Annotated in this window: 18 protein-coding genes and 1 pseudogene; 7 read left to right on the forward strand and 12 right to left on the reverse strand. The window is 67.9% G+C overall.

Annotated elements, in window-relative coordinates; all coding sequences use genetic code 11:
- The 9 genes and pseudogenes from AOZ53_RS34950 to AOZ53_RS07080 form a co-directional block, all read right to left on the reverse strand.
- A pseudogene (locus AOZ53_RS34950) lies at positions 1-217 on the reverse strand (peptidoglycan-binding protein); the annotation flags it as partial.
- Positions 214-729 (reverse strand): methylamine dehydrogenase light chain, encoded by a 516-nt coding sequence (locus AOZ53_RS07045; RefSeq protein WP_006393933.1) that lies wholly within the window; start codon positions 727-729, stop codon positions 214-216. The gene AOZ53_RS07045 and the pseudogene AOZ53_RS34950, both read right to left, overlap by 4 nt.
- Positions 713-1351, reverse strand: a complete 639-nt coding sequence (gene mauD, locus AOZ53_RS07050) for a methylamine dehydrogenase accessory protein MauD (protein WP_054487362.1) — start codon at positions 1349-1351, stop codon at positions 713-715. The genes AOZ53_RS07045 and mauD overlap by 17 nt, the downstream gene beginning before the upstream one ends.
- 20 nt (positions 1352-1371) lie before the next feature.
- The gene (locus AOZ53_RS07055) at positions 1372-1929 is read right to left on the reverse strand and encodes a MauE/DoxX family redox-associated membrane protein (protein WP_054487364.1); all 558 of its coding nucleotides are present in this window, start codon (positions 1927-1929) and stop codon (positions 1372-1374) included.
- A complete protein-coding gene (locus AOZ53_RS07060) occupies positions 1926-3116 on the reverse strand; it encodes an amine dehydrogenase large subunit (protein WP_054434224.1) in 1191 nt (396 codons plus the stop codon). Before AOZ53_RS07060 ends, AOZ53_RS07055 begins: the two co-directional genes overlap by 4 nt.
- 31 nt (positions 3117-3147) lie before the next feature.
- Positions 3148-4029, reverse strand: a complete 882-nt coding sequence (locus AOZ53_RS07065; RefSeq protein ID WP_054434222.1) for a transporter — start codon at positions 4027-4029, stop codon at positions 3148-3150.
- 69 nt (positions 4030-4098) lie between these two features.
- Complete coding sequence (styD, locus tag AOZ53_RS07070; RefSeq protein ID WP_054487365.1) at positions 4099-5595, reverse strand: phenylacetaldehyde dehydrogenase StyD; 1497 nt, start codon at positions 5593-5595, stop codon at positions 4099-4101.
- 149 nt (positions 5596-5744) lie between these two features.
- Complete coding sequence (locus tag AOZ53_RS07075) at positions 5745-6734, reverse strand: quinone oxidoreductase family protein (protein ID WP_054487367.1); 990 nt, start codon at positions 6732-6734, stop codon at positions 5745-5747.
- Positions 6735-6797: 63 nt separating this feature from the next.
- Complete coding sequence (locus AOZ53_RS07080) at positions 6798-7778, reverse strand: DMT family transporter (RefSeq protein WP_054487369.1); 981 nt, start codon at positions 7776-7778, stop codon at positions 6798-6800.
- A 116-nt stretch (positions 7779-7894) separates the two neighbouring features.
- Here AOZ53_RS07080 and AOZ53_RS07085 point away from each other — a divergent pair, with 116 nt between their 5' ends.
- The 5 genes from AOZ53_RS07085 to AOZ53_RS07105 all read left to right on the forward strand — a co-directional run bounded on the left by AOZ53_RS07085 (position 7895) and on the right by AOZ53_RS07105 (position 13759).
- Positions 7895-8782 (forward strand): DMT family transporter, encoded by an 888-nt coding sequence (locus AOZ53_RS07085; protein ID WP_054434213.1) that lies wholly within the window; start codon positions 7895-7897, stop codon positions 8780-8782.
- Between the two features lie 31 nt (positions 8783-8813).
- Entirely contained in the window at positions 8814-9314 is a 501-nt protein-coding gene (locus tag AOZ53_RS07090; RefSeq protein ID WP_054434211.1) for a MarR family winged helix-turn-helix transcriptional regulator, read from the forward strand.
- Positions 9315-9419: 105 nt separating this feature from the next.
- Positions 9420-10847 carry an efflux transporter outer membrane subunit gene (locus AOZ53_RS07095; RefSeq protein WP_054434209.1) on the forward strand — a complete coding sequence of 476 codons (1428 nt, stop codon included), beginning with the start codon at positions 9420-9422 and terminating at the stop codon, positions 10845-10847.
- A gap of 20 nt (positions 10848-10867) precedes the next feature.
- Entirely contained in the window at positions 10868-12127 is a 1260-nt protein-coding gene (locus AOZ53_RS07100; protein WP_054487371.1) for an HlyD/EmrA/EmrK family protein, read from the forward strand.
- Between the two features lie 12 nt (positions 12128-12139).
- A complete protein-coding gene (locus AOZ53_RS07105; RefSeq protein WP_054434205.1) occupies positions 12140-13759 on the forward strand; it encodes a DHA2 family efflux MFS transporter permease subunit in 1620 nt (539 codons plus the stop codon).
- A 67-nt stretch (positions 13760-13826) separates the two neighbouring features.
- On the opposite strand, the gene AOZ53_RS07110 is transcribed toward AOZ53_RS07105, so the two are convergent.
- The 3 genes from AOZ53_RS07110 to AOZ53_RS07120 form a co-directional block, all read right to left on the reverse strand.
- Positions 13827-14807, reverse strand: a complete 981-nt coding sequence (locus AOZ53_RS07110) for a hypothetical protein (RefSeq protein ID WP_082385552.1) — start codon at positions 14805-14807, stop codon at positions 13827-13829.
- Positions 14808-14811: 4 nt separating this feature from the next.
- A complete protein-coding gene (locus AOZ53_RS07115) occupies positions 14812-15879 on the reverse strand; it encodes a tartrate dehydrogenase (RefSeq protein WP_054487375.1) in 1068 nt (355 codons plus the stop codon).
- A gap of 143 nt (positions 15880-16022) precedes the next feature.
- Entirely contained in the window at positions 16023-17546 is a 1524-nt protein-coding gene (locus AOZ53_RS07120; protein ID WP_054434202.1) for a helicase HerA-like C-terminal domain-containing protein, read from the reverse strand.
- A gap of 158 nt (positions 17547-17704) precedes the next feature.
- On the opposite strand from AOZ53_RS07120, the gene AOZ53_RS07125 reads away from it, so the two are divergent.
- Positions 17705-18436 (forward strand): YebC/PmpR family DNA-binding transcriptional regulator, encoded by a 732-nt coding sequence (locus AOZ53_RS07125; protein WP_054434200.1) that lies wholly within the window; start codon positions 17705-17707, stop codon positions 18434-18436.
- Between the two features lie 45 nt (positions 18437-18481).
- Positions 18482-19643 (forward strand): phosphoribosylamine--glycine ligase (purD, locus tag AOZ53_RS07130; protein ID WP_054487377.1); only part of this gene is annotated, 1162 nt, incomplete at its 3' end.

Raw genomic sequence — 19643 nt, forward strand, 5'->3', positions numbered from 1 at the left:
CCTGCCACAGCGCGTCGGCGCCGGGCGCGGCGTTGGCCGCGGCGGCAGGTCCGGCGGCAGGCGGCGCGGCCGCCGGCGCCTCGCCGGCGACCGCGCCTGCCATCACGCTGGAGATGACGCTGGATATGGCGACGGCCGCCGCCGCACAGGCCAGCCCGGCGGCGGCTCCACGCCACCGCCCTCGCCCGCCGCCGCCCCTTTCCGCCGGGTCCGTCATGGCTTCTTCTTGGCCAACCCCACGATCACGGAGGTGGTGCAGTGGAAGATCGACGACTCGTTGGACATGCACCAGTTGACGTCGTTGTGCAGGAACATCTGGTAGCCCGGCCGCTCGCGCTCGGCCGAGGCGCACATGCACTTGCCGCAGGCCGTCTTGCCGCAGCAGTCGTTGTAACTGATGAGGTAGTCCTTGCCGTCCAGCGGGTTGTGGCAGGTGCCGACCCACGACACCGCCGACGGCGAGGTGCCCGGCGGGCATGAGGTCGTGCTGCCGCCGCAGCACGAGCACAGGAAGCCGTCCACCGCGCAATAGCGCCAGTAGTCGCAGGCGGTCTCGTCGGTCTGCGGCTTCTTGGCCGCCGCGGGCGCGGACCGGGCCACCGGCAGCACCGGCACCAGGAAGGCGGTGCCGACCAGCACGCGGCCGATGCGGTTGAGCACGCTGCGACGCGACGTGGCGTGGGCGACGGAGCGCGTGGCGCGCTCTCCAAGCTTATCCAACCAGCGCATTGCCGTTCTCCTTGCGTGAAATGCGGGTCTCTTCCAGCGCGCCGCCGGCCAGGAATTCCTGCACCGACGCCACGCCCAGCTCCTTGGCCGTGAACAGGCTTTCCAGCTGTTCGCGCGAATTGATCAGGCCCTTGGCGCGGATCACGCCGGATTCGTCGATCAGCACCGCATACGGCAACTTGCTGATCTGGAACTTCATGCCCAGCTCGGTCGACAGCAGGTAGGGAAAGCGCTCCAGCCCCGCCTGGCGGTAGAACGCCAGATGCTCGGGCATCTCGCCGTCGCTGGCCAGCACGATGCGCAGCCAGGCGCTCTCGGTGCCGGCCACCGACTTGAGGATCGGCAGCAGCTTCTTGCACACCGGGCAGGTCGGCGACAGGAAGAACAGCAGCTGGCTGTGCTGGCCGCGTTCGCCGATGGTCATACGCCGGCCCAGCAGGTCGGCCAGTTCGAAACGGGGCGCGGCTTCGCCCACCGCCGGCCCCTTGTCCATGGTCAGCGCTCCCATCGGCGCCACGCGCTCGTACAGCACGCCGATCTGGCGCGACAGCGCCAGGATGACCAGCATCAGGCAGAGCACCACGCCCCACAGCAGAAAATTGGAAATGATCAAGGCTTCCATATCGTGTCGCTCCGTTGTTTCTAGGTATGCAGCTGCCGCAGCTTCAGGTGCGAGGCCAGCAGGTGATTGACGGTGAAATACAAGGCCACGGCGCACATCGCCAGGCCGAAGACCGAGGCCGCGTCGGCCCATTGCAGGCTGCGCGAAGCGCCTTGCGCCGCGGCGAACACCGGCAGCGTCCACGACGCCAGCAAGGCATTGCGCAGCACCATCCACCAGGACAGCCCGGCGCCGCGCGCCGCCGCGCCCCGGAAGGCGGGACCGCCGCAGCCGCAATCGATATCGCGGCGGCCGCGCGCCAGGTTGAGCGCCACGCCCGCCGTCGCCAGGGCCAGCACCAGCAGCGCCAGCGCGGCGCCCATGGCCTGCGCGCCCGGCGTCAGCAGCAAGGCGCCGGCCAGCGCTTCGGCCAGCACATAGCCCCAGGCGAAGGCGCCGGCCAGGCCGGCGGGCACGATCTCGTATGCCGTCACGGCGCCGCTGAAGGCCGCCATGTCCTTGAGCTTGTCGAGCGCGCCCAGCAGCAGCACGCAGGCAAGCGCGGCGCTGGCGGCATAGCACAGCACGGGATCGGTCATTGCGCGCCTCCCGGCTGCGGCTCGACCTGCAGCGCCGTCTCGCCGGCGCCCTGGATCGTGCCCTTGAGCACCGGCGCGGCCGGCGCCGCGTCATAGATGTTGACGTTGCCGCCGTCGATGGTGAACAGGCGCGGCTTGTCGTCCTGCGACACCGACATCGACAACGCGTTCTTGCCCGGAATGCGCGCCAGCCGCTTGTGCGTGGCCAGGTCATACACCCAGATCTCGGCGGCGGGCGTCTTGTGCGAGCCTTCCGCGCCGTTCGGATGCATGCCCACGTACAGGCGCTTGCTGGCGCGGTTGACCGCCAGCAGGTTGTAGCCGCCCGGGCGCCAGCCGCGGTCCTTGCCGGATTTGTCCAGCAGCGACCACGGCTCGCCGAAGCGGGCCTCGGCGCCGCTGAAATCCGCGCTGTAGACGTTGCCGTTGTACGAGACGAAATAGAAGGTGTCGCCCAGGCGGTCGGTATGGGTGAAGATCGGATCCTTCTCGACCTCGAACATGGGCTTGCTGCGCTGCTGGCCCGACGGCTTGCCGGCGGCGTCCAGGTCGACCGTGACGAACGAGCCGTCGCCGCAGATGCTGGCGAAGCTGCGCGGCCGCGACGGCGGCACGATGATGCTCCAGCAGCCGGCGGACGCGGTCACTTCGTCGGCGAACTTGCGCGTCTTCAGGTCGACCACCGTGACCGACGAGGCCGGCGTGGCGTTCTGCACGAACAGCAGGCCGCCGTCGGCGCTCTGCTGCAGGTAGTTGCGGTAGTTCAGCGCCTGCGCGCGCTTCTCGGGGATCGGCACCTCGTACTTCGGCGTCAACGTCTCGGCATCCCAGGCCTCGACCACGTCGGTGCGCTTGCCGCGGTTCAGGCGCTCGTAGTAGGTGGTCATGATGTAGATGTCCTTGCCGTCCGCCGACACCGTCATGTGGCCGTTGAACGACGAGGGCACCAGTCCCAGGAATTTCATCGTGTCGCCGTCGTAAATGTTGACGCGGCTGTCGACCAGGTGATTGAACACCGCGTCCATCACGTACAGCCGGTGCGGCGTGGCCGGCGGCAGGCGGGTGCCGCCCTTGAGCTCCTCGACCGGCAGGTCGGCGCGGGCAAGCCCGGCGGCCGCGGCCAGGGCCGCGCACAGCGCCCATTTGCCGGCCCGCGCGGCGCGTCTGTTGGCACAAAGCGCAATCATTGGATCTCTCCTGGTGTCATGTCCGTTGCTCCTAGAAGGCGTAGACGTAGCGCATCTGCACGCCCCGCATGCGCGGGCCGTTCTCGACCCTCAGGTCGTGGATGTACTGCATCTGGATCTGGTTGGCGTCGTTGATCTGGTGCGTCAGTTCCAGCGCCAGCTGGTGATTGCGGGCGCGGCTGGTCACCGTCTCGCCCGCGGCGCGCTCGCGGCCGCCGGTCTCGTAGCGGTAGCGGATGCCGGTGTAGGTGTTGTCCGTGATATTGGTGGAGGCCAGCGCGAAGAAGCGGAAGGACGGGTCCTTCTTCAGCGTCTGGCTCATCCAGTCGCTGTTGCGGCCGTAGATTTCCACTTCGCCGATGGCCTCCAGGAAGGTGGATTCGCCCACCCCCTTCACGAACGAGAAATCCTGGATGGTGGACCAGCGGTTCTTGCCCGGCGAAGTGTCCGGGCGCGAGCCATCGTAGCGCCCCAACGGCACCACCACGAACGGCTCCCAGGCGAACCAGGTCTTGGTCTGCTCGTTGTTGTAGAGCCAGATCGCGGAACCCAGCGTCACGTCGCCGATGCCGGTCTGGCGGTCGCGCGGGGCGCCCGGCAGTTCCATCGTAGTGCGCGACATCGGCACGATGAATTCGAGCTGCACGGTCTTGCCGAACAGCTCCCGGTAATGCATCTGGCGGTAGATCAGCGCATCCACGTCCACCGAGGCGCCGTCGATGCGCTTGCCGGCCGAATACAGCCCCGACGAGCGCAGCCCGGCCAGGTAGCCAGCGATGATGTTGGTGCCCACCGGCGCGGGTATCCAGTCGCGCGCGCTGGGGTCTCCGGCCCATGCCGCCTGCGCCGTGGCCAGGCCCGCCAGCAGCAATGCTGCGCGCGCCCGGGCCCGGCAATTGGTCTTGCCTGCCATGCACTTCCCCTTGGTTGCGCGGCCTCGCACGCGCCGGTATCTCCCGGCTTGTCTCGCGCGGCCGTCAGTCTAGTAAGCGATACAAACGGACTTCTTCTCCAGATACATGTCCAGTACGGCGCGGCCGTGCTCACGGCCGATGCCGGACTGCTTGAAACCCCCGAACGGCATGTTCGGGTCCAGCATGTTGTGGGTGTTGATCCAGAGCGTGCCCGCATCGATGCGCGGGATCAGGCGCTGGACCCGGGTCAGGTCGTTGCTCCAGAGGCTGGCGCCCAGGCCGAAGGCGCTGTCGTTGGCCAGCCGCACGGCGTCGTCGAGCGTGTCGAACGGCTGCGCCACCACCACCGGCCCGAAGATCTCCTCGCGGGCCATGCGGGCATCCTGCGGCAGATCCGTGAATACCGTGGGCCGCACGAAATACCCGGCGCCCTCGCCGGCGGCGCCGCCCGCCAGCACCTTGCCGCCCTCGGCGCGGCCGATGCCGATGTAGTCCATCACGCGCTGCTGGTGACGCGCCGACACCAGCGGCCCCACCTGCGTATCAGACGCGAAGCCGGAACCCAGCTTCATGCCGGCGGCCAGGTCGGCCAGCCGTTCCACCACCTTGGCGTACAGGCCCTTCTGCACGTAAAGCCGCGAACCCGCGGTGCAGACCTGGCCCTGGTTGAAGAAGATGGCGGCGGCCGCGCCTTGCGCCGCCGCGTCGGCGTCGCAGTCATCGAGCACGATCACGGGCGACTTGCCGCCCAGTTCCAGCGAGACGCGCTTCATGTCGTCCATGGCGGCGCGGCCGATGAGCTTGCCGACCTCGGTGGAGCCGGTGAAGGCGATCTTGTCCACGCCCGGATGCGCCACCAGCGCCGCGCCCGCGGTCTCGCCGCGACCGGTCACCACGTTGACCACGCCCGGCGGGAAACCGGCTTCCAGCACCAGTTCGGCCAGGCGCAAGGCGGTCAGCGGGGTTTCCTCGGCGGGCTTGAGCACCACCGTGCAGCCGGCGGCCAGCGCCGGGGCGATCTTCCAGATCGCCATCAGCAGCGGGAAATTCCACGGGATGATCGCCGCCACCACGCCCACCGGCTGCGGCAGCGTGTAGGCGCTGTACTTGACGCCGGGCGGGAACGGGATCGACAGCGCCAGCGTGTCGCCGGTCAGCTTGGTGGCCCAGCCGGCCATGTAGCGCAGCCATTGCGCGCCGGAACCAACCTCCAGCCCCTGGGCCACGCCCAGCAGCTTGCCGTTGTTCAGGGTCTCGAGCCGCGCCAGTTCCTCGCCATGGCGTTCCACCAGGTCCGCCAGGTTCAGCAGCAGGCGCTCGCGCCCGGCCGGCAGCATGTCGCGCCACGGGCCGCTGGCGAATGCCCGGCGCGCAGCCTGCACCGCCAGGTCGATCTGCGCCGGACCGGCATCGAGCTGGGTGGCGATGACCTCGCCGGTGGCCGGATCGTGCACGGGGATGGGTTCGCCCTGCCCCTGGCGCAGCGGCTTGCCGTCGACGATCATGTATTCCCGGATGGCGGCCAGTTCCGGACGGCCGGAGGCGGAGGAAGGGGCGGACGGCATGCGTGAGGCTCCAACGGATAGGGTGAGGCCAGGATAGCAACGGCCCACCGCGCTGGCTTGTCCGCCCGTGCATGGCGATTTGTCCCGGTGCGCACGGCAAAAAAAAACGGGACGCGCCATGCGTCCCGCCTTGCCCGCGGGGCGCCGGGTCAGTCCAGCATCAGCACCGTGGCGCCGGTGGTCTTGCGCGAGGCCAGCGCGGTCTGCGCTTCGCCGGCCTGTTCCAGGCTGTAGCGCTGGTCGATGCGGACCTTGATCTTCTTCTTCAGCACCAGGTCGAACAGCTCTTCCGAGGCGGCCTGCAGCTTTTCCAGCGTGTTGACGTGCACGCCCAGCGACGGCCGCGTCACGTACAGGCTGCCCTTCTGGTTCAGGATGCCCAGGTTCACGCCCGCCACCGGACCGGAGGCGTTGCCGAAGCTGACCATCAGGCCGCGCGGCTCCAGGCTGTCCAGCGAGGTTTCCCAGGTGTCCTTGCCGACGCCGTCATACACCACCGGCACCTTCTTGCCGCCGGTCAGTTCGAGCACGCGCTCGGCCACGTTCTCGCGCGAGTAGTCGATGGTTTCCCAGGCGCCGTTGGCGCGGGCCAGTTCGGCCTTCTCGGGGCTGGAGACGGTGCCGATCAGCTTCACGCCGAGCGCGCGCGCCCATTGGCAGGCGATCAGGCCCACGCCGCCGGCGGCCGCGTGGAACAGGATGGTTTCGCCGCCTTGCAGGCGGTAGGTCTGGCGGAACAGGTACTGCACTGTCAGGCCCTTGAGCATGAGCGCGGCGGCTTCGTCGAAGCCGATGCCCTTGGGCACCTTCACGACCTGGTTGGCCGGCACGTTGCGGGCCTTGGCGTAGGCGCCGATCGGGCTCTGGCCATAGGCCACGCGGTCGCCCTTCTTCAGGTGCTTGACGTCGGCGCCCACGGCCGTGACCACGCCCGCGCCCTCGAAGCCCAGGCCATGCGGCAGCGGGTGGGGATACAAGCCCGTGCGGAAATAAATATCGATGAAGTTCAGCCCGGCCGCGTGCTGGTCGATGGTGACCTCATTGGCGGCCGGCGGCGGCACTTCGACTTCGACCAGTTTCAGGACTTCGGGACCGCCATGCTGCTCGATACGAATTGCCTTGACGAGATTGCTGGCCATACTGGCCTCCTTTCTTTGAAATGTTGCGACGCAAGCTTGAGAATCAACGATGCAATCCGGACTTCAGCGCGCGGACGCGCTGCCGCCCGGCGCGGCGGGCGGCGGCTTGGCGGTCCCGCCCCCCATCAATACGAATACCCCGGCCAGGACCAGCGCGGTGCCGGCCATCTGCCAGACCGTCACGGGTTCGTGCAGGAACCACGACGCCAGGAACAGCACCGACACCGGCCCCAGCATGCCCAGCAGCGACGCGGTCGGTGCGCCGATCAGCGCCACCGCCCACATCAGCATGAAGACGGGCACCACCGTGTTCAGGGTGGCATGGATGATCGAGTAGCCGTACACGCCCATCGGCTGGATCAGCACGGAGGCCGGATGGATCACGAAGAACTGCACGATGCAGGCCACGCACGACACCAGCATGGCATACGCCACCAGCCGGGTGGGCCCGATGCGCTTGATCAGTTCTCCGGAGCAGATCAGGTACACAGAATAGCTGAGCGCCGAACCGAAAACGAACAAAGACCCTAACAGCACCTCGGAGGAGCCGCCGAAGCTCAGATCGTGGGCGAAAACCAGCACCACGCCGGCGTACGACAGCGTCATCGCCAGCCATTGGCGGCGCTCGACCGGCCGCTTGAACCAGAACGCCGAGATCAGCACCACCAGCGACGGCGACAGGAACAGGATCAGCCGCTCCAGGCTGGCGGTGATGTAGCGCAGGCCGAGGAAATCCAGGAAGCTGGACAGGTAGTAGCCCAACAGGCCCAGCAGGCAGACCTGGATGCGTTCCTTCCAGGTCATGACGACGATCTCGCCGCGGGCCGCCAGGCGCGACTGATGCCATGCCACCGCCGCGAAGAACGGCATGGCGAACAGCATGCGGAAGGCGATCAGGGTGACCGCGTCGATGCCGTAGCGGTAGGTGAACTTGACGACGATGGCCTTGGCGGAAAACAGGATCGCGCCAAGCGCGGCCATGAAAAAACCGGCCGCGCGGCTGGAGGGACGAGAGACCGGCAAAAGCTTGGCAATGCGATTCATGCGATGATTTTAGATTCAGCGCCGCGGGATTTGCACGCCCGGCGCGCATTTTCAGCCTATGGCGGCCCGGCCACGAACCGGCCCCGCCCCCTTCCGTTCCCTGCCATCCCTTGCGAATGACCCGACACCGCGCCCTGACTTATATCCATATCGCCGCCGTCCTGTTCGGCCTGACCGGCGTCTTCGGCGAACTGATCCAGGCCAGCGCGGCGGTCATCACGCTGGGGCGGGCGGTCTTCGCGGTGATCTCGCTCGGCCTGTTCGCCCGCATGCGCCGCCGCCCGCTACTCGGCGCCCTGACCCCGGCCCAGTTGTTCGTGCTGGTGATCGCGGGCGCGCTGCTGGCGGCCCACTGGGTCACCTTCTTCATCTCGGTCAAGGTCGGCGGCATCGCCATCGCCACGCTGGGCTTCGCCAGCTTCCCGGCCTTCATCACGCTGTTCGAGGGCCTGATCTTCCGCGAACGCGTGCGGCTGGCCGAATGGCTGCTGCTGGGCCTGGTCACGGCCGGCCTGGTGCTGGTCACGCCCTCGTTCGACCTGGCCGACCAGGGCACCATCGGCCTGGCCTGGGGCCTGCTGTCGGGCCTGACCTTCGCCCTGCTGGCCCTGAGCAACCGCCGCTCGGCCTCGGGCATGGACCCGATGCAGGTGGCCTGCTGGCAGAACCTGGTGGTGGCGCTGGTGATGCTGCCGTTCGCCGCCGGCCAGTTGCCCGCCCTGCCCGCCATGGACTGGTTCTGGCTGGCGCTGCTGGGCGTGTTCTGCACCGGCCTGTCGCACTTCCTGTTCGTCTCCAGCCTGACCCGCCTGAACGCCCGCAGCGCCGGCCTGGTGATCGCGCTGGAACCGGTCTATGCCATCGCCTTTGCCTGGATGCTGTTCAGCCAGCAGCCCACCGTGCGCATGATGGCCGGCGCGGCCCTGATCGTGGCCGCCATCGTCTGGTCCGGGCTGCGCAAGGCTCCCGTCGCCCCCGAAAGCGCCCCCCAAAAGCAGCCTTGACAATTACTGACTAGGCAGTAAAATTCGCTGCATGAATGCCTCGTCACGCCCTGAATCCCCCGAAAATCCGGTTCATTATCGCGGTGACACCCGCTGCATGATGGAAGAAAACGCCGGCTACCTGATCAAGCTGGTCGCCAACTCCCTGAACCGCATGCTGGACCAGGAAATGGCGCCGCTGGACCTCACCGCCATGCAGTGGCGCCCGATCGCCATGGTCGCCCTGGGACGGGCCGACACGCCAGCCGAACTGGCCCGGCTCAACGGCGTCGACACCGGCGCCATGACCCGCACGCTCGACCGGCTCGAGGCCAAGGGCCTGCTGCGGCGGGCCCGCAACCAGTTGGACCGGCGCGTCGTGAAGATCGAACTGACGGAGCTGGGCGAAACCAAGGCGCGCGAAATCCCGCCCAACATCGCCCGCGTGCTGAACCACCACCTGCGGGGTTTCTCCACCGACGAAGTAACGCAGCTGATGCACTTCCTGCGCCGCATGATCGCCAACGGTTCCGCCTCCGCGCCCGAGCGCTGACGGCGCCCGCCCAAGCCGACCCGCCCCTGCAGAAGGGGCTTTATTTGACGTAATATTTGCCTAGGCAAATACAGATTAATCAATTACTTTCAGCAGATTGTCAGGATGAAACGCCTTCTTTCTACCGCATTAGTGCTGGCCTTGAGCGGTTGCGCCCTGATGGAACCCGGCCCCGAGCCGGTGGCCGCCCTGAATGAAACCAAGCTGGGCCTGACCGCCCAGGACGTCGCCTGGCCCGACACGCAATGGTGGCATCGCTACGGCGACAGCCAGCTCAACGCGCTGATGGACGAAGCGCTGGCCAACAGCCCGTCCATGACCGCCGCCCAGGCGCGCCTGGCCAAGGCCAACGCCGCCGTCAGCAGCGCCCGCGCGCCCCTGATGCCGCGCGTGGACGCCAACTACACGCTGAACCGCGAGCACCTGTCCGGCGACTACATCTACCCCGCGCCGCTGGGCGGATCCGTCGTCAGCGACAACCGCCTGGCGCTGGACTTCAGCTACGAGCTCGATTTCTGGGGCAAGAACCGCTCGCACCTGAAGGCCGCGGTCTCGCAGCAGGCCGCCGCCGCGGCCGACGCCCAGGCGGCGCGCAACGTGCTGGCCAGCGCCACCGTGCGCGCCTACCTTAATCTGCAGGACGCTTTCGCCCAGCGCGACGTCATCAAGCGCGTGCTGACCCAGCGCGAGGAAGTGCTGTCGCTGACCCGCGGCCGCTATTCCGCCGGCCTGGACACCCAGGTCGAGGTGAAGCAGGCCGAATCGTCGCTGGCCGCCGGCCAGGTCGAGCTGACCCAGACCGAGACCACCCTGGCGCAACTGCGCAACCAGGTCGCGGCGCTGGCCGGCGCCGGCCCGCAGCGCGGCCAGTCGCTCGTCGAAGCCTCCCTGACCGCGCCCGCCGGCGGCGTGCCCGCCAGCGTGCCGCTGGACCTGCTGGGCCACCGTCCCGACGTGGTCGCCGCGCGCTGGCGCGCCGAGGCCGCCCGGCACCAGATCGACAGCGCCCGCGCCGAGTTCTACCCCAACGTCAACCTCGTGGCCTTTGCCGGCTTCCAGGCGATCGGCACCGGCAACCTGCTCGGCACCGCCGCCCGCACCGCCGGTTTCGGTCCGGCCATCACCCTGCCGATCTTCCATGGCGGCGAGTTGAACGCCAACCTGGCCGGCCGCCGCGCCGACGCCGACCTGGCCGTGTCCGACTACAACCAGACCGTGCTCGACGCCGTGCACCAGGTCGCCGACGCGCTCGACGGCCTGCGCCTGCTGGAACAGGAACGGGCCCAGCAACGCCAGGCGCGCGAAGCCATCGAGGCGGCCTATGAACTGGCCGTCAACCGCTACAAGGCCGGCATGGGCAACTACCTGACCGTGCTGATCGCGCAGACCGGCGTGCTGACCCAGGCGCGGCTCGACACCGACCTGCGCATCCGCGCCTACCAGCTCGACGCCAACCTGGCCAACGCGCTGGGCGGCGGCTACGTCCCCGCCCCGGCGCAGCAGCCCGCGCCCGCCACGAACTCCACTCATTGAACGCTCCGGATTCAGACGTCATGAACGCAGCCACTCCCACGACCAACCCCGCCCGCAAACGCCTGCTGCTGACCGCGACCGGTGTTTTCATCCTCATCGCGATCGCCTACGGCATCTGGTGGGCCCTGTTCGGCGCCCACTTCGAAAGCACCGACGACGCCTACGTGCACGGCAACCTGGTGCAGATCACGCCGCAGGTGCCCGGCACCGTGGTGGCCATCGAGGCCGACGACACCGAGACCGTCGCCGCCGGCCAGCCGCTGGTGCGCATCGACCCGGCCGACACGCAGGTCGCCCTGCAGCAGGCCGAGGCCAAGCTGGCGCAGACCGTGCGCCAGGTCCGCACCTACTACGTCCAGAACGACGCGCTGGCCGCTGACGTCGACCTGCGCCAGGCCGACATCCAGCGCGCCCAGGCCGAACTGACCCGCGCCCAGAGCGACGTCACCCGCCGCCAGCAGCTGGCCAAGTCGGGCGGCGTCAGCGGCGAGGAAATCCTGCACGCCGAGGCCGCGCTGAAGACCGCGCAATCCGGCCTGGCGCAGGCCCGCGCCGCGCTGGCCGCCTCGCGCGCCAAGCTGGCGACCAACCAGGCGCTGACCCAAGGCACCACCGTGGCCGACCACCCTGACGTGCGCCAGGCCGTCGCCGGCCTGCGCAATGCCTGGCTGGCCCAGTCGCGCACGGTGCTGCCCGCCCCCGTGGGCGGCGTCATCGCCCGCCGCACCGTCCAGGTCGGCCAGCGCGTGGCCCCCGGCGCCGCGCTCATGACGGTGGTGCCGCTGGACCAGGTCTGGGTCGAAGCCAACTTCAAGGAAGGCCAGCTGCGCAAGATGCGCATCGGCCAGCCGGTCAAGATGACCGCCGACCTGTATGGCAGCTCGATCACCTACCACGGCATCGTCGCCGGGCTGGACGCCGGCACCGGCAGCGCCTTCGCCCTGCTGCCGGCCCAGAACGCCACCGGCAACTGGATCAAGGTGGTGCAGCGCGTGCCCGTGCGCATCGCGCTCGACCCCGCGGACCTGAAGACCCATCCGCTGCGCGTGGGCCTGTCGATGGACGTGGAAGTCGACGTCGGCAAGCAGGACGGCGAAGCGCTGACCGCCACCACCCGCAAGGAACCGGCCTGGTCGACGCGCGCCTTCGAACCGGCCCATGACGAGGTCGACGCCCTGATCGGCAAGATCATCCAGGCCAACCTCGCCTCCGACGAATTCACCCCGCAGGCGGCGCAGTCGCCCGTGGCCAAAGAGGGCTTGGCGCGCGGCGCCAAGTAAGGGGGCCTTCCCATGAGCACGACCGCTCAGCCCGCGGCCGGCGGCGCCCCCGCCGAGCCGACCGTACTCCCGCCAGGGACCTACCCGCCGCTGGAAGGCGCCACCCGCATCATCGGGTCGATCGCGCTGTCCACGGCGGTGTTCATGAACGTGCTGGACACCTCGATCGCGAACGTGTCCATCCCGACCATCTCCGGCGACCTGGGCGTCAGCTCCAGCCAGGGCACCTGGGTCATCACCTCGTTCGCGGTGGCCAACGCCATCACCGTGCCGCTGACCGGCTGGCTGACGCAGCGCTTCGGCCAGGTGCGGCTGTTCCTGATCTCCACCCTGCTGTTCGTGCTGGCCTCGTGGCTGTGCGGCTTCTCGCCCTCGCTCGAGGCCCTGATCGCGTTCCGCGTGCTGCAGGGCGCCGTGGCCGGGCCGATGATCCCGCTGTCGCAGACCCTGATGCTGGCCAGCTTCCCCAAGTCCAAGGCGGGCATGGCGCTGGCGGTCTGGTCGATGACGACACTGGTGGCGCCGGTGGCCGGGCCGCTGCTCGGCGGCTGGATCTCCGACAACTACACCTGGCCCTGGATCTTCTACATCAACGTGCCGGTGGGCCTGCTGGCGGCGTGGATCAGCTGGCGCATCTACGGCAACCGCGAATCGCTGACGCGCAAGCTGCCGATCGACAAGCTCGGCCTGGTGCTGCTGGTGGTGTGGGTCGGCGCGCTGCAGATCATGCTCGACAAGGGCAAGGAACTGGACTGGTTCGCCAGCCCCACCATCATCGCCCTGGCCGCCATTGCCTTCGTTGCCTTCGTCTTCTTCCTGATCTGGGAACTGACCGACGCGCATCCGGTGGTCGACTTGCGCCTGTTCAAGATCCGCAACTTCACGGTCGGCGCGCTGACGCTGGCGGTGGCCTACGGCGTGTTCTTCGGCAACGTGGTGCTGCTGCCGCTCTGGCTGCAGAGCTACATGGGCTTCACCGCCACCTACGCCGGGCTGGTGACGGCCCCGGTGGGCCTGCTGGCCATCCTGCTCACGCCGATGGTGGGCAAGATGCTGGCCACTCGCGACCCGCGCCAGATCGTGACCGTGGCGTTCCTGATCTTCGCGCTGGTGTGCTTCATGCGTTCGGGTTTCAACACCCAGACCGACGTGCGCACGCTGATGATCCCGACCATCATCCAGGGCGCGGCCATGGCGGCGTTCTTCGTGCCGCTGACTTCGATCACACTGTCGAGCATCGAGCCCTGGCGCATCCCGGCCGCCTCGGGCCTGTCGAACTTCCTGCGCCTGACCGCGGGCGCCTTCGGCACCTCGATCGCGACCACGCTGTGGGAAAACCGCGCCACGTTGCACCATGTGCAATTGACCGAATCCGCGCGGCCCGGCCAGCAGGCGTTCGATCAGACGCTCGACGTCCTGCAGAATACGGTCGGCATGTCGCACCAACAGGCCTTGAGCACGGTCGACCGGCTGATCAACGCGCAGGCGTTCACGATGTCCGCGGTGGATGTCTTCTACGCCTCGGCGGTGATCTTCCTGTTGCTCACAGGCCTGGTCTGGTTCGCCCGGCCACGCTCGACCAAGGCGGGCGGCGGCGGCGGCGCGGCGGAAGCCGCGGCCGGCGCCCACTGAGAGCAGCCCCGCCTTGTCTCTGGCAAGGCGCGCACAAAAAAAGGCCCGGCGGATGCCGGGCCTTTTTTCAATGTTTCAACAGCGTGTGCCAGTCCTGCCTTTCGATCACTTCCGGCGGCAGCGCGCTCACCGGTGACAGGTTGATCACCGACACGCCACGTCCGCGCCACTGCTGCGCGGCGAAGCGGAACGACGGCTCGATGAGACGGGCGAAGTTGCGCGCCAGCCGGCTGGTCTGCGGCGTCTCGCCTTCGTCGTAGAAGCGCATGCCGTGCTGCAGCGTCAGGTCCAGGCCGTGCAGGTAGACCTTGCGCGCGCCGCCCGAGATCATCACCTGCAGCGCCACGTAGGCCACCGTGTCCGCGTCGAACACGCCGAGCGACGCGTCGAAGCTGTAGCCCAGGCCCTGCTTGGCGTCCAGCAGCCGCAGGTCGGGCGACGCGGCCACCATGCGCTTGAGCACCGCGGGCGCGGCGCTGCGCTGGTAGGCCCGCTCGGAAATGAACTCGATGATGCAGATGCGGCAGCGGATCTCTTCCTGCGGAATCCCCTGCATGATGTAGCGCAGCACGTCGGGCAGCACGTACAACGTCAGGTCGCAAGCGACGATCTCGCGCACCAGATCAATGCGGTCCCGCACGAAATTCTGGTCGATGATGCAGTAGTACTTGAACTGCAGATTGAACTTGCGCGCCAGCGCGATGGAGCCGTTCACCCCCATGGCCACCCGGATGTCCAGGCGGTCATAGGGAATCTCGGCGATCGACGGCCCGCTCAGGATCAGGTGCATCTCGTCGTCGTCGGGGTCGTACCCCTGCTCCAACGGCGTGATGGGTACAGACCGTCCAAACGCGCGGAAGCCACAGATCACCCCGGCCGGATTGCGCCAGATGCGCACGAACGGCCACAGGTGCTGATTGTGGCGCTGCGTGCGCGACCGCAACATCCGGAACAGCTTGCGGGCGAAGCGATCGGCACGGCTGCCGCCCACCGGGGCGGAGGGGGGGGCGATGGAATCGACCATGGTCTGAGCCCCCGGGCAACGCATCGCGCTAGGCCGCCGCGATCAGCGACGCAATGGCGTCGCCTACTTCAGCGGTGGACGCGGTGCCCTTCATGTCGCGCGTGCGCGGACCGTCGGCCAGCACCGTCTCGATAGCGCGAACCACGGCCGCCGAGGCGTCGTCATACCCCAGGAAATCCAGCATCAGCGCGCCGCTCCAGATCTGGCCGATCGGGTTGGCGATGCCTTTGCCATAAATATCGGGTGCGGAACCATGCACGGGTTCGAACAGAGACGGGAATTTGCGTTCGGGGTTCAGGTTGGCCGACGGCGCGATACCGATCGTCCCCGTGCAGGCGGGGCCGAGATCGGAAAGGATATCGCCGAAAAGGTTGGAAGCCACGACCACGTCGAACCAATCAGGATGTTGCACGAAGTGCGCGCACAGAATATCGATGTGATATTTGTCCCAGCGGACATCCGGATAGTTCCCGGCCATTTCCGCCACGCGCTGGTCCCACCAGGGCATCGAAATCGAAATGCCGTTGGACTTGGTCGCCGCCGTCAGGTGCTTGCCGCGCTTGCGGGCCAGCTCGAAGGCGAATTTCAGCACGCGCTCGGCGCCGATGCGGGTAAATACGCTTTCCTGGATGACCACTTCGCGCTGGGTGCCGCCGAACAGCACGCCGCCGCTGTTGGAATATTCACCCTCGGTGTTTTCGCGCACGATGAAGAAATCGATCTCGCCGGGCTGGCGGCCGGCCAGCGGCGACGGCACGCCGGGCATCAGGCGCACCGGGCGCAGATTGATGTACTGGTCGAATTCGCGGCGGAACTTGAACAGCGAGCCCCACAACGCCTCGTGGTCGGGCACCGTGGCGGGCCAGCCGATGGCGCCGAAGAAAATCGCTTCATGCTGGCCGATCTGCTGCTGCCAATCGTCCGGCATCATTTTGCCGTGCTTGGCGTAATAATCGCAGCTCCAGTCGAAGTGGTCCCACTGGAAATCAATGCCGAAGCGTGACGCCACGGCGTCGAGCACTTTCAGGCCTTCCGGAACGACTTCCTTGCCGATTCCGTCCCCAGGGATCACCGCAATCTTGTGTTTTTTTGCCACCACTTTTTCCTTTGTCTTCCGGGAATACATCGCCCAGAATCATAGGCATAAATGGCGGTAACGCAATACCCCAAGTTACAAACAACGTACTACCCGACGTTACAGCGCCGGATTCGGTTTGTTCCGAAGATGGAATACAGAATTCAACGGCGCGTCTTGGACCCCAGCAGCGATCCCAGGATGCCGCGCGCCAGTTGCGTCGCGATCGAACGCGCCGTGCTCTTGGCGAAGGTCTGCACCACGCCGTCGCGCTTGCCGCCGCGCGGGCCGGTGGAGCCGAACAGCACATCGTTCAGGCTGTCCATCAAGCCGCCGCCCTGTGCCTCGGCGGGCGCGCCGCCCGCGGTCGGCGTCGGCGCGGCCTTGCCAGGCGCCTGATCGGCCGGCGCCGCCGCGCGTCCAGCCAGCACCTCGTAGGCGGACTCGCGGTCGATGGCCTTGTCATACTTGGCCGACATCGGGCTGCCCTGGCGCAAGGCCTGGCGCTCGGCGTCGGTGGCCGGGCCGATGCGGCTGCCGGGCGGCACGATCCAGGCGCGCTCGGTCGGCATCGGCCGGCCCTTGGCGTCCAGCAGCGACACCAGCGCCTCGCCCACGCCCAGCTCGGTGATGGCCGCCTCGATATCCAGCCCCGGATTGGGCCGCATGGTCTGGGCCGCGGTCTTGACGGCCTTCTGGTCGCGCGGTGTGAAGGCGCGCAACGCGTGCTGCACCCGGTTGCCCAGCTGGCCCAGCACGGTGTCGGGAATGTCCAGCGGATTCTGCGTCACGAAATACACGCCCACGCCCTTGGAACGCACCAGCCGCACCACCTGTTCGATCTTGGTCAGCAAGGCCGGCGGCGCGTCGTTGAACAGCAGGTGCGCCTCGTCGAAGAAGAACACCAGCTTGGGCTGGTCGACGTCGCCCACTTCGGGCAGCTTCTCGTACAGGTCGGCCAGCAGCCAGAGCAGGAAGATCGCATACAGCCGCGGCGCCTGCATCAGCTTGTCGGCGGCCAGCACATTGACGATGCCGCGGCCCTGGGCGTCGGTGCGCATCAGGTCGGCCACGTCCAGCATCGGCTCGCCGAAGAATTTCTCCGCGCCCTGCGACTCCAGCGCCAGCAGGCCGCGCTGGATCGCGCCGACGCTGGCGGCGGACACATTGCCGTAGCGCGTCTTGAGCTCGGCGGCGCGGTCGGCGACGTTCTGCAGCATGGCGCGCAGGTCTTTCAGGTCCAGCAGCAGCTGGCCCTCGTCGTCCGCCACCTTGAACACCAGCGTCAGCACGCCTTCCTGGGTGTCGTTGAGTTCGAGGATGCGCGCCAGCAGCAGCGGCCCCATGTCGGTAATGGTGGCGCGCACCGGCGTGCCCTGCTCGCCGAACACGTCCCACAGGGCCACCGGGCTGGCGCCCCAGGCCGGTTCGTCCAGGCCGAGGTTCTTGAGCCGCTCCTGCAGTTTGGGGCTGGCCACCCCGGCCTGCGAAATGCCGGTCAGGTCGCCCTTGACGTCGGCCATGAAGACCGGCGTGCCCAGGCGCGAGAAGGATTCGGCCAGGACCTGCAGGGTGACGGTCTTGCCGGTGCCGGTGGCGCCGGTGATGCAGCCGTGGCGGTTGGCCAGGGCTGGCAGCAGCGCCAACTCGGTCTGCGCATTCTTGGCGATGACGATGGGGTTGGGCATGGGCAACTCTCCGGACCGGATGACTCAGATGCCCAAGTGTAGAGCCTGCGGTGGCGCTTGTGCGCGTGGCAATATGGACACAGGCGGGCGACTCCCGGGCGCGCAGGCCGCCGGCACGGTAAAATGCCGTTTTTGCAGACAATTTATCCTGGGAAGCCATGGCCGGACACAGCAAATGGGCCAATATTCAGCACCGCAAAGGCCGCCAAGACGCCAAACGCGGAAAGCTCTGGACCAAGATCATTCGTGAAATCACCGTGGCGGCGCGCGCCGGCGGCCCCGACCCGGACAGCAACCCGCGCCTGCGCATGGCCTGGGACAAGGCCACCGACGCCAACATGCCCAAGGACAACATCCAGCGCGCCATCCAGCGCGGCGCGGGCGGCGCGGACGGCGAAGCGTACGAGGAAGTGCGCTACGAGGGCTACGGCATCGGCGGCGCGGCGGTCATCGTCGACTGCATGACCGACAACCGCACCCGCACCGTGGCCGAAGTGCGCCACGCCTTCGCCAAGAACGGCGGCAACCTGGGCCAGGAAGGCTCGGTCGCCTTCATGTTCAAGCACTGCGGCCAATTCGTGTTCGCTCCCGGCACGCCGGAAGACAAGGTCATGGAAGCCGCCCTCGAGGCTGGCGCCGAAGACATCGCCACCGACGAGGAAGGCGTGATCGAAGTCATCTGCGCCCCGACCGACTACGCCGCCGTGCGCAAGGCGTTCGACGACGCCGGCCTGAAGGCCGAAGTCGACGGCATCGTCATGAAGGCCCTGAACGAAACCGAACTGGCCGGCGAAGACGCCATCAAGATGCAGAAACTGCTCGACGCCCTGGAAGGCCTGGACGACGTGCAGGAAGTCTATACCACCGTCATTTTCGACGAAGCGCAGTAAGTTGTCTCGCGACACTCGACTGGCAACCTTAAGAATCACGCAACAATGAAACTCCTGGTAATTGGCTCGGGCGGCCGCGAACATGCCCTCGCCTGGCGACTGGCCCGCTCCCCGCGCGTACACAAGGTGTACGTGGCGCCGGGCAACGGCGGCACGCAACGGGCCGAGCAGATGGAAAACATCCCGCTCACCAATGCCGAGGAACTGGCTGACTTCGTCCAGCGCGAAGGCATCGCCCTGACGGTCGTCGGCCCCGAGGCGCCGCTGGCCGCCGGCGTGGTCGATGTCTTCCGCGCCCGCGGCCTGAAGATCTTCGGGCCGACCAAGGCCGCCGCGCAGCTGGAAAGCTCCAAGGACTACGCCAAGGCCTTCATGGTCCGGCACAACATCCCGACCGCGCGCTACGCCACCTTCACCGACCCGGTCCAGGCCCACGCCTACATCGACCAGGAAGGCGCCCCCATCGTGATCAAGGCCGACGGCCTGGCCGCGGGCAAGGGCGTGGTGGTCGCCGCCACGCTCGAAGAGGCCCACGCCGCCGTCGACGCCATGCTGGGCGACGGCTCCATGGGCGAAGCCGGCGCGCGCGTCGTCATCGAGGAATGCCTGGTGGGCGAGGAAGCCAGCTTCATCGTCATGTGCGACGGCCGCAACGTGCTGGCCCTGGCCACCAGCCAGGACCACAAGCGCCTGCAGGACGGCGACCAGGGCCCGAACACGGGCGGCATGGGCGCCTACTCGCCCGCCCCCATCGTCACGCCCGAGCTGCACCACCGCATCATGCGCGAAATCATCCTGCCGACCGTGCAGGGCATGACGCGCGACGGCATCCCCTACACCGGCTTCCTGTACGCCGGCCTGATGATCGCCCCCGGCGACGACCCCGACCGCGACATCAAGACGCTGGAATTCAACTGCCGCATGGGCGACCCCGAAACCCAGCCGATCATGATGCGCGTCAAGAGCGACCTGCTGGACGCGCTCGAGCACGCCGTCGAAGGCACGCTGGACCAGGCCGACATCACCTGGGACCGCCGCACCGCCCTGGGCGTGGTGCTGGCTTCGCACAACTACCCCAACACCCCGCGCACCGGCGACGTCATCCGCGGCCTGCCGGCCGATGCCGACGACTGCATGGTGTTCCACGCGGCCACCCGCCTGGAAGGCGAGGAAACCCAGACCACCGGCGGCCGCGTGCTGTGCGTCA

The organism is Achromobacter sp. 2789STDY5608621, assembly GCF_001299375.1.
In the GTDB taxonomy this organism is placed as follows: Bacteria; Pseudomonadota; Gammaproteobacteria; order Burkholderiales; family Burkholderiaceae_B; genus Achromobacter; species Achromobacter insuavis.

Bases quoted from the DNA above. Each gene is read 5' to 3' on its own strand.
- AOZ53_RS07055 (WP_054487364.1), bottom strand. From the start codon at position 1,929: ATGACCGATCCCGTGCTGTGCTATGCCGCCAGCGCCGCGCTTGCCTGC.
- AOZ53_RS07090 (WP_054434211.1), top strand. From the start codon at position 8,814: ATGAATGCCTCGTCACGCCCTGAATCCCCCGAAAATCCGGTTCATTAT.
- AOZ53_RS07125 (WP_054434200.1), top strand. From the start codon at position 17,705: ATGGCCGGACACAGCAAATGGGCCAATATTCAGCACCGCAAAGGCCGC.
- AOZ53_RS07065 (WP_054434222.1), bottom strand. From the start codon at position 4,029: ATGGCAGGCAAGACCAATTGCCGGGCCCGGGCGCGCGCAGCATTGCTG.
- AOZ53_RS07120 (WP_054434202.1), bottom strand. From the start codon at position 17,546: ATGCCCAACCCCATCGTCATCGCCAAGAATGCGCAGACCGAGTTGGCG.
- AOZ53_RS07110 (WP_082385552.1), bottom strand. From the start codon at position 14,807: ATGCGTTGCCCGGGGGCTCAGACCATGGTCGATTCCATCGCCCCCCCC.
- AOZ53_RS07105 (WP_054434205.1), top strand. From the start codon at position 12,140: ATGAGCACGACCGCTCAGCCCGCGGCCGGCGGCGCCCCCGCCGAGCCG.
- AOZ53_RS07060 (WP_054434224.1), bottom strand. From the start codon at position 3,116: ATGATTGCGCTTTGTGCCAACAGACGCGCCGCGCGGGCCGGCAAATGG.
- AOZ53_RS07085 (WP_054434213.1), top strand. From the start codon at position 7,895: ATGACCCGACACCGCGCCCTGACTTATATCCATATCGCCGCCGTCCTG.
- AOZ53_RS07075 (WP_054487367.1), bottom strand. From the start codon at position 6,734: ATGGCCAGCAATCTCGTCAAGGCAATTCGTATCGAGCAGCATGGCGGT.
- AOZ53_RS07045 (WP_006393933.1), bottom strand. From the start codon at position 729: ATGCGCTGGTTGGATAAGCTTGGAGAGCGCGCCACGCGCTCCGTCGCC.
- AOZ53_RS07080 (WP_054487369.1), bottom strand. From the start codon at position 7,778: ATGAATCGCATTGCCAAGCTTTTGCCGGTCTCTCGTCCCTCCAGCCGC.
- AOZ53_RS07100 (WP_054487371.1), top strand. From the start codon at position 10,868: ATGAACGCAGCCACTCCCACGACCAACCCCGCCCGCAAACGCCTGCTG.
- AOZ53_RS07095 (WP_054434209.1), top strand. From the start codon at position 9,420: ATGAAACGCCTTCTTTCTACCGCATTAGTGCTGGCCTTGAGCGGTTGC.
- styD (WP_054487365.1), bottom strand. From the start codon at position 5,595: ATGCCGTCCGCCCCTTCCTCCGCCTCCGGCCGTCCGGAACTGGCCGCC.
- mauD (WP_054487362.1), bottom strand. From the start codon at position 1,351: ATGGAAGCCTTGATCATTTCCAATTTTCTGCTGTGGGGCGTGGTGCTC.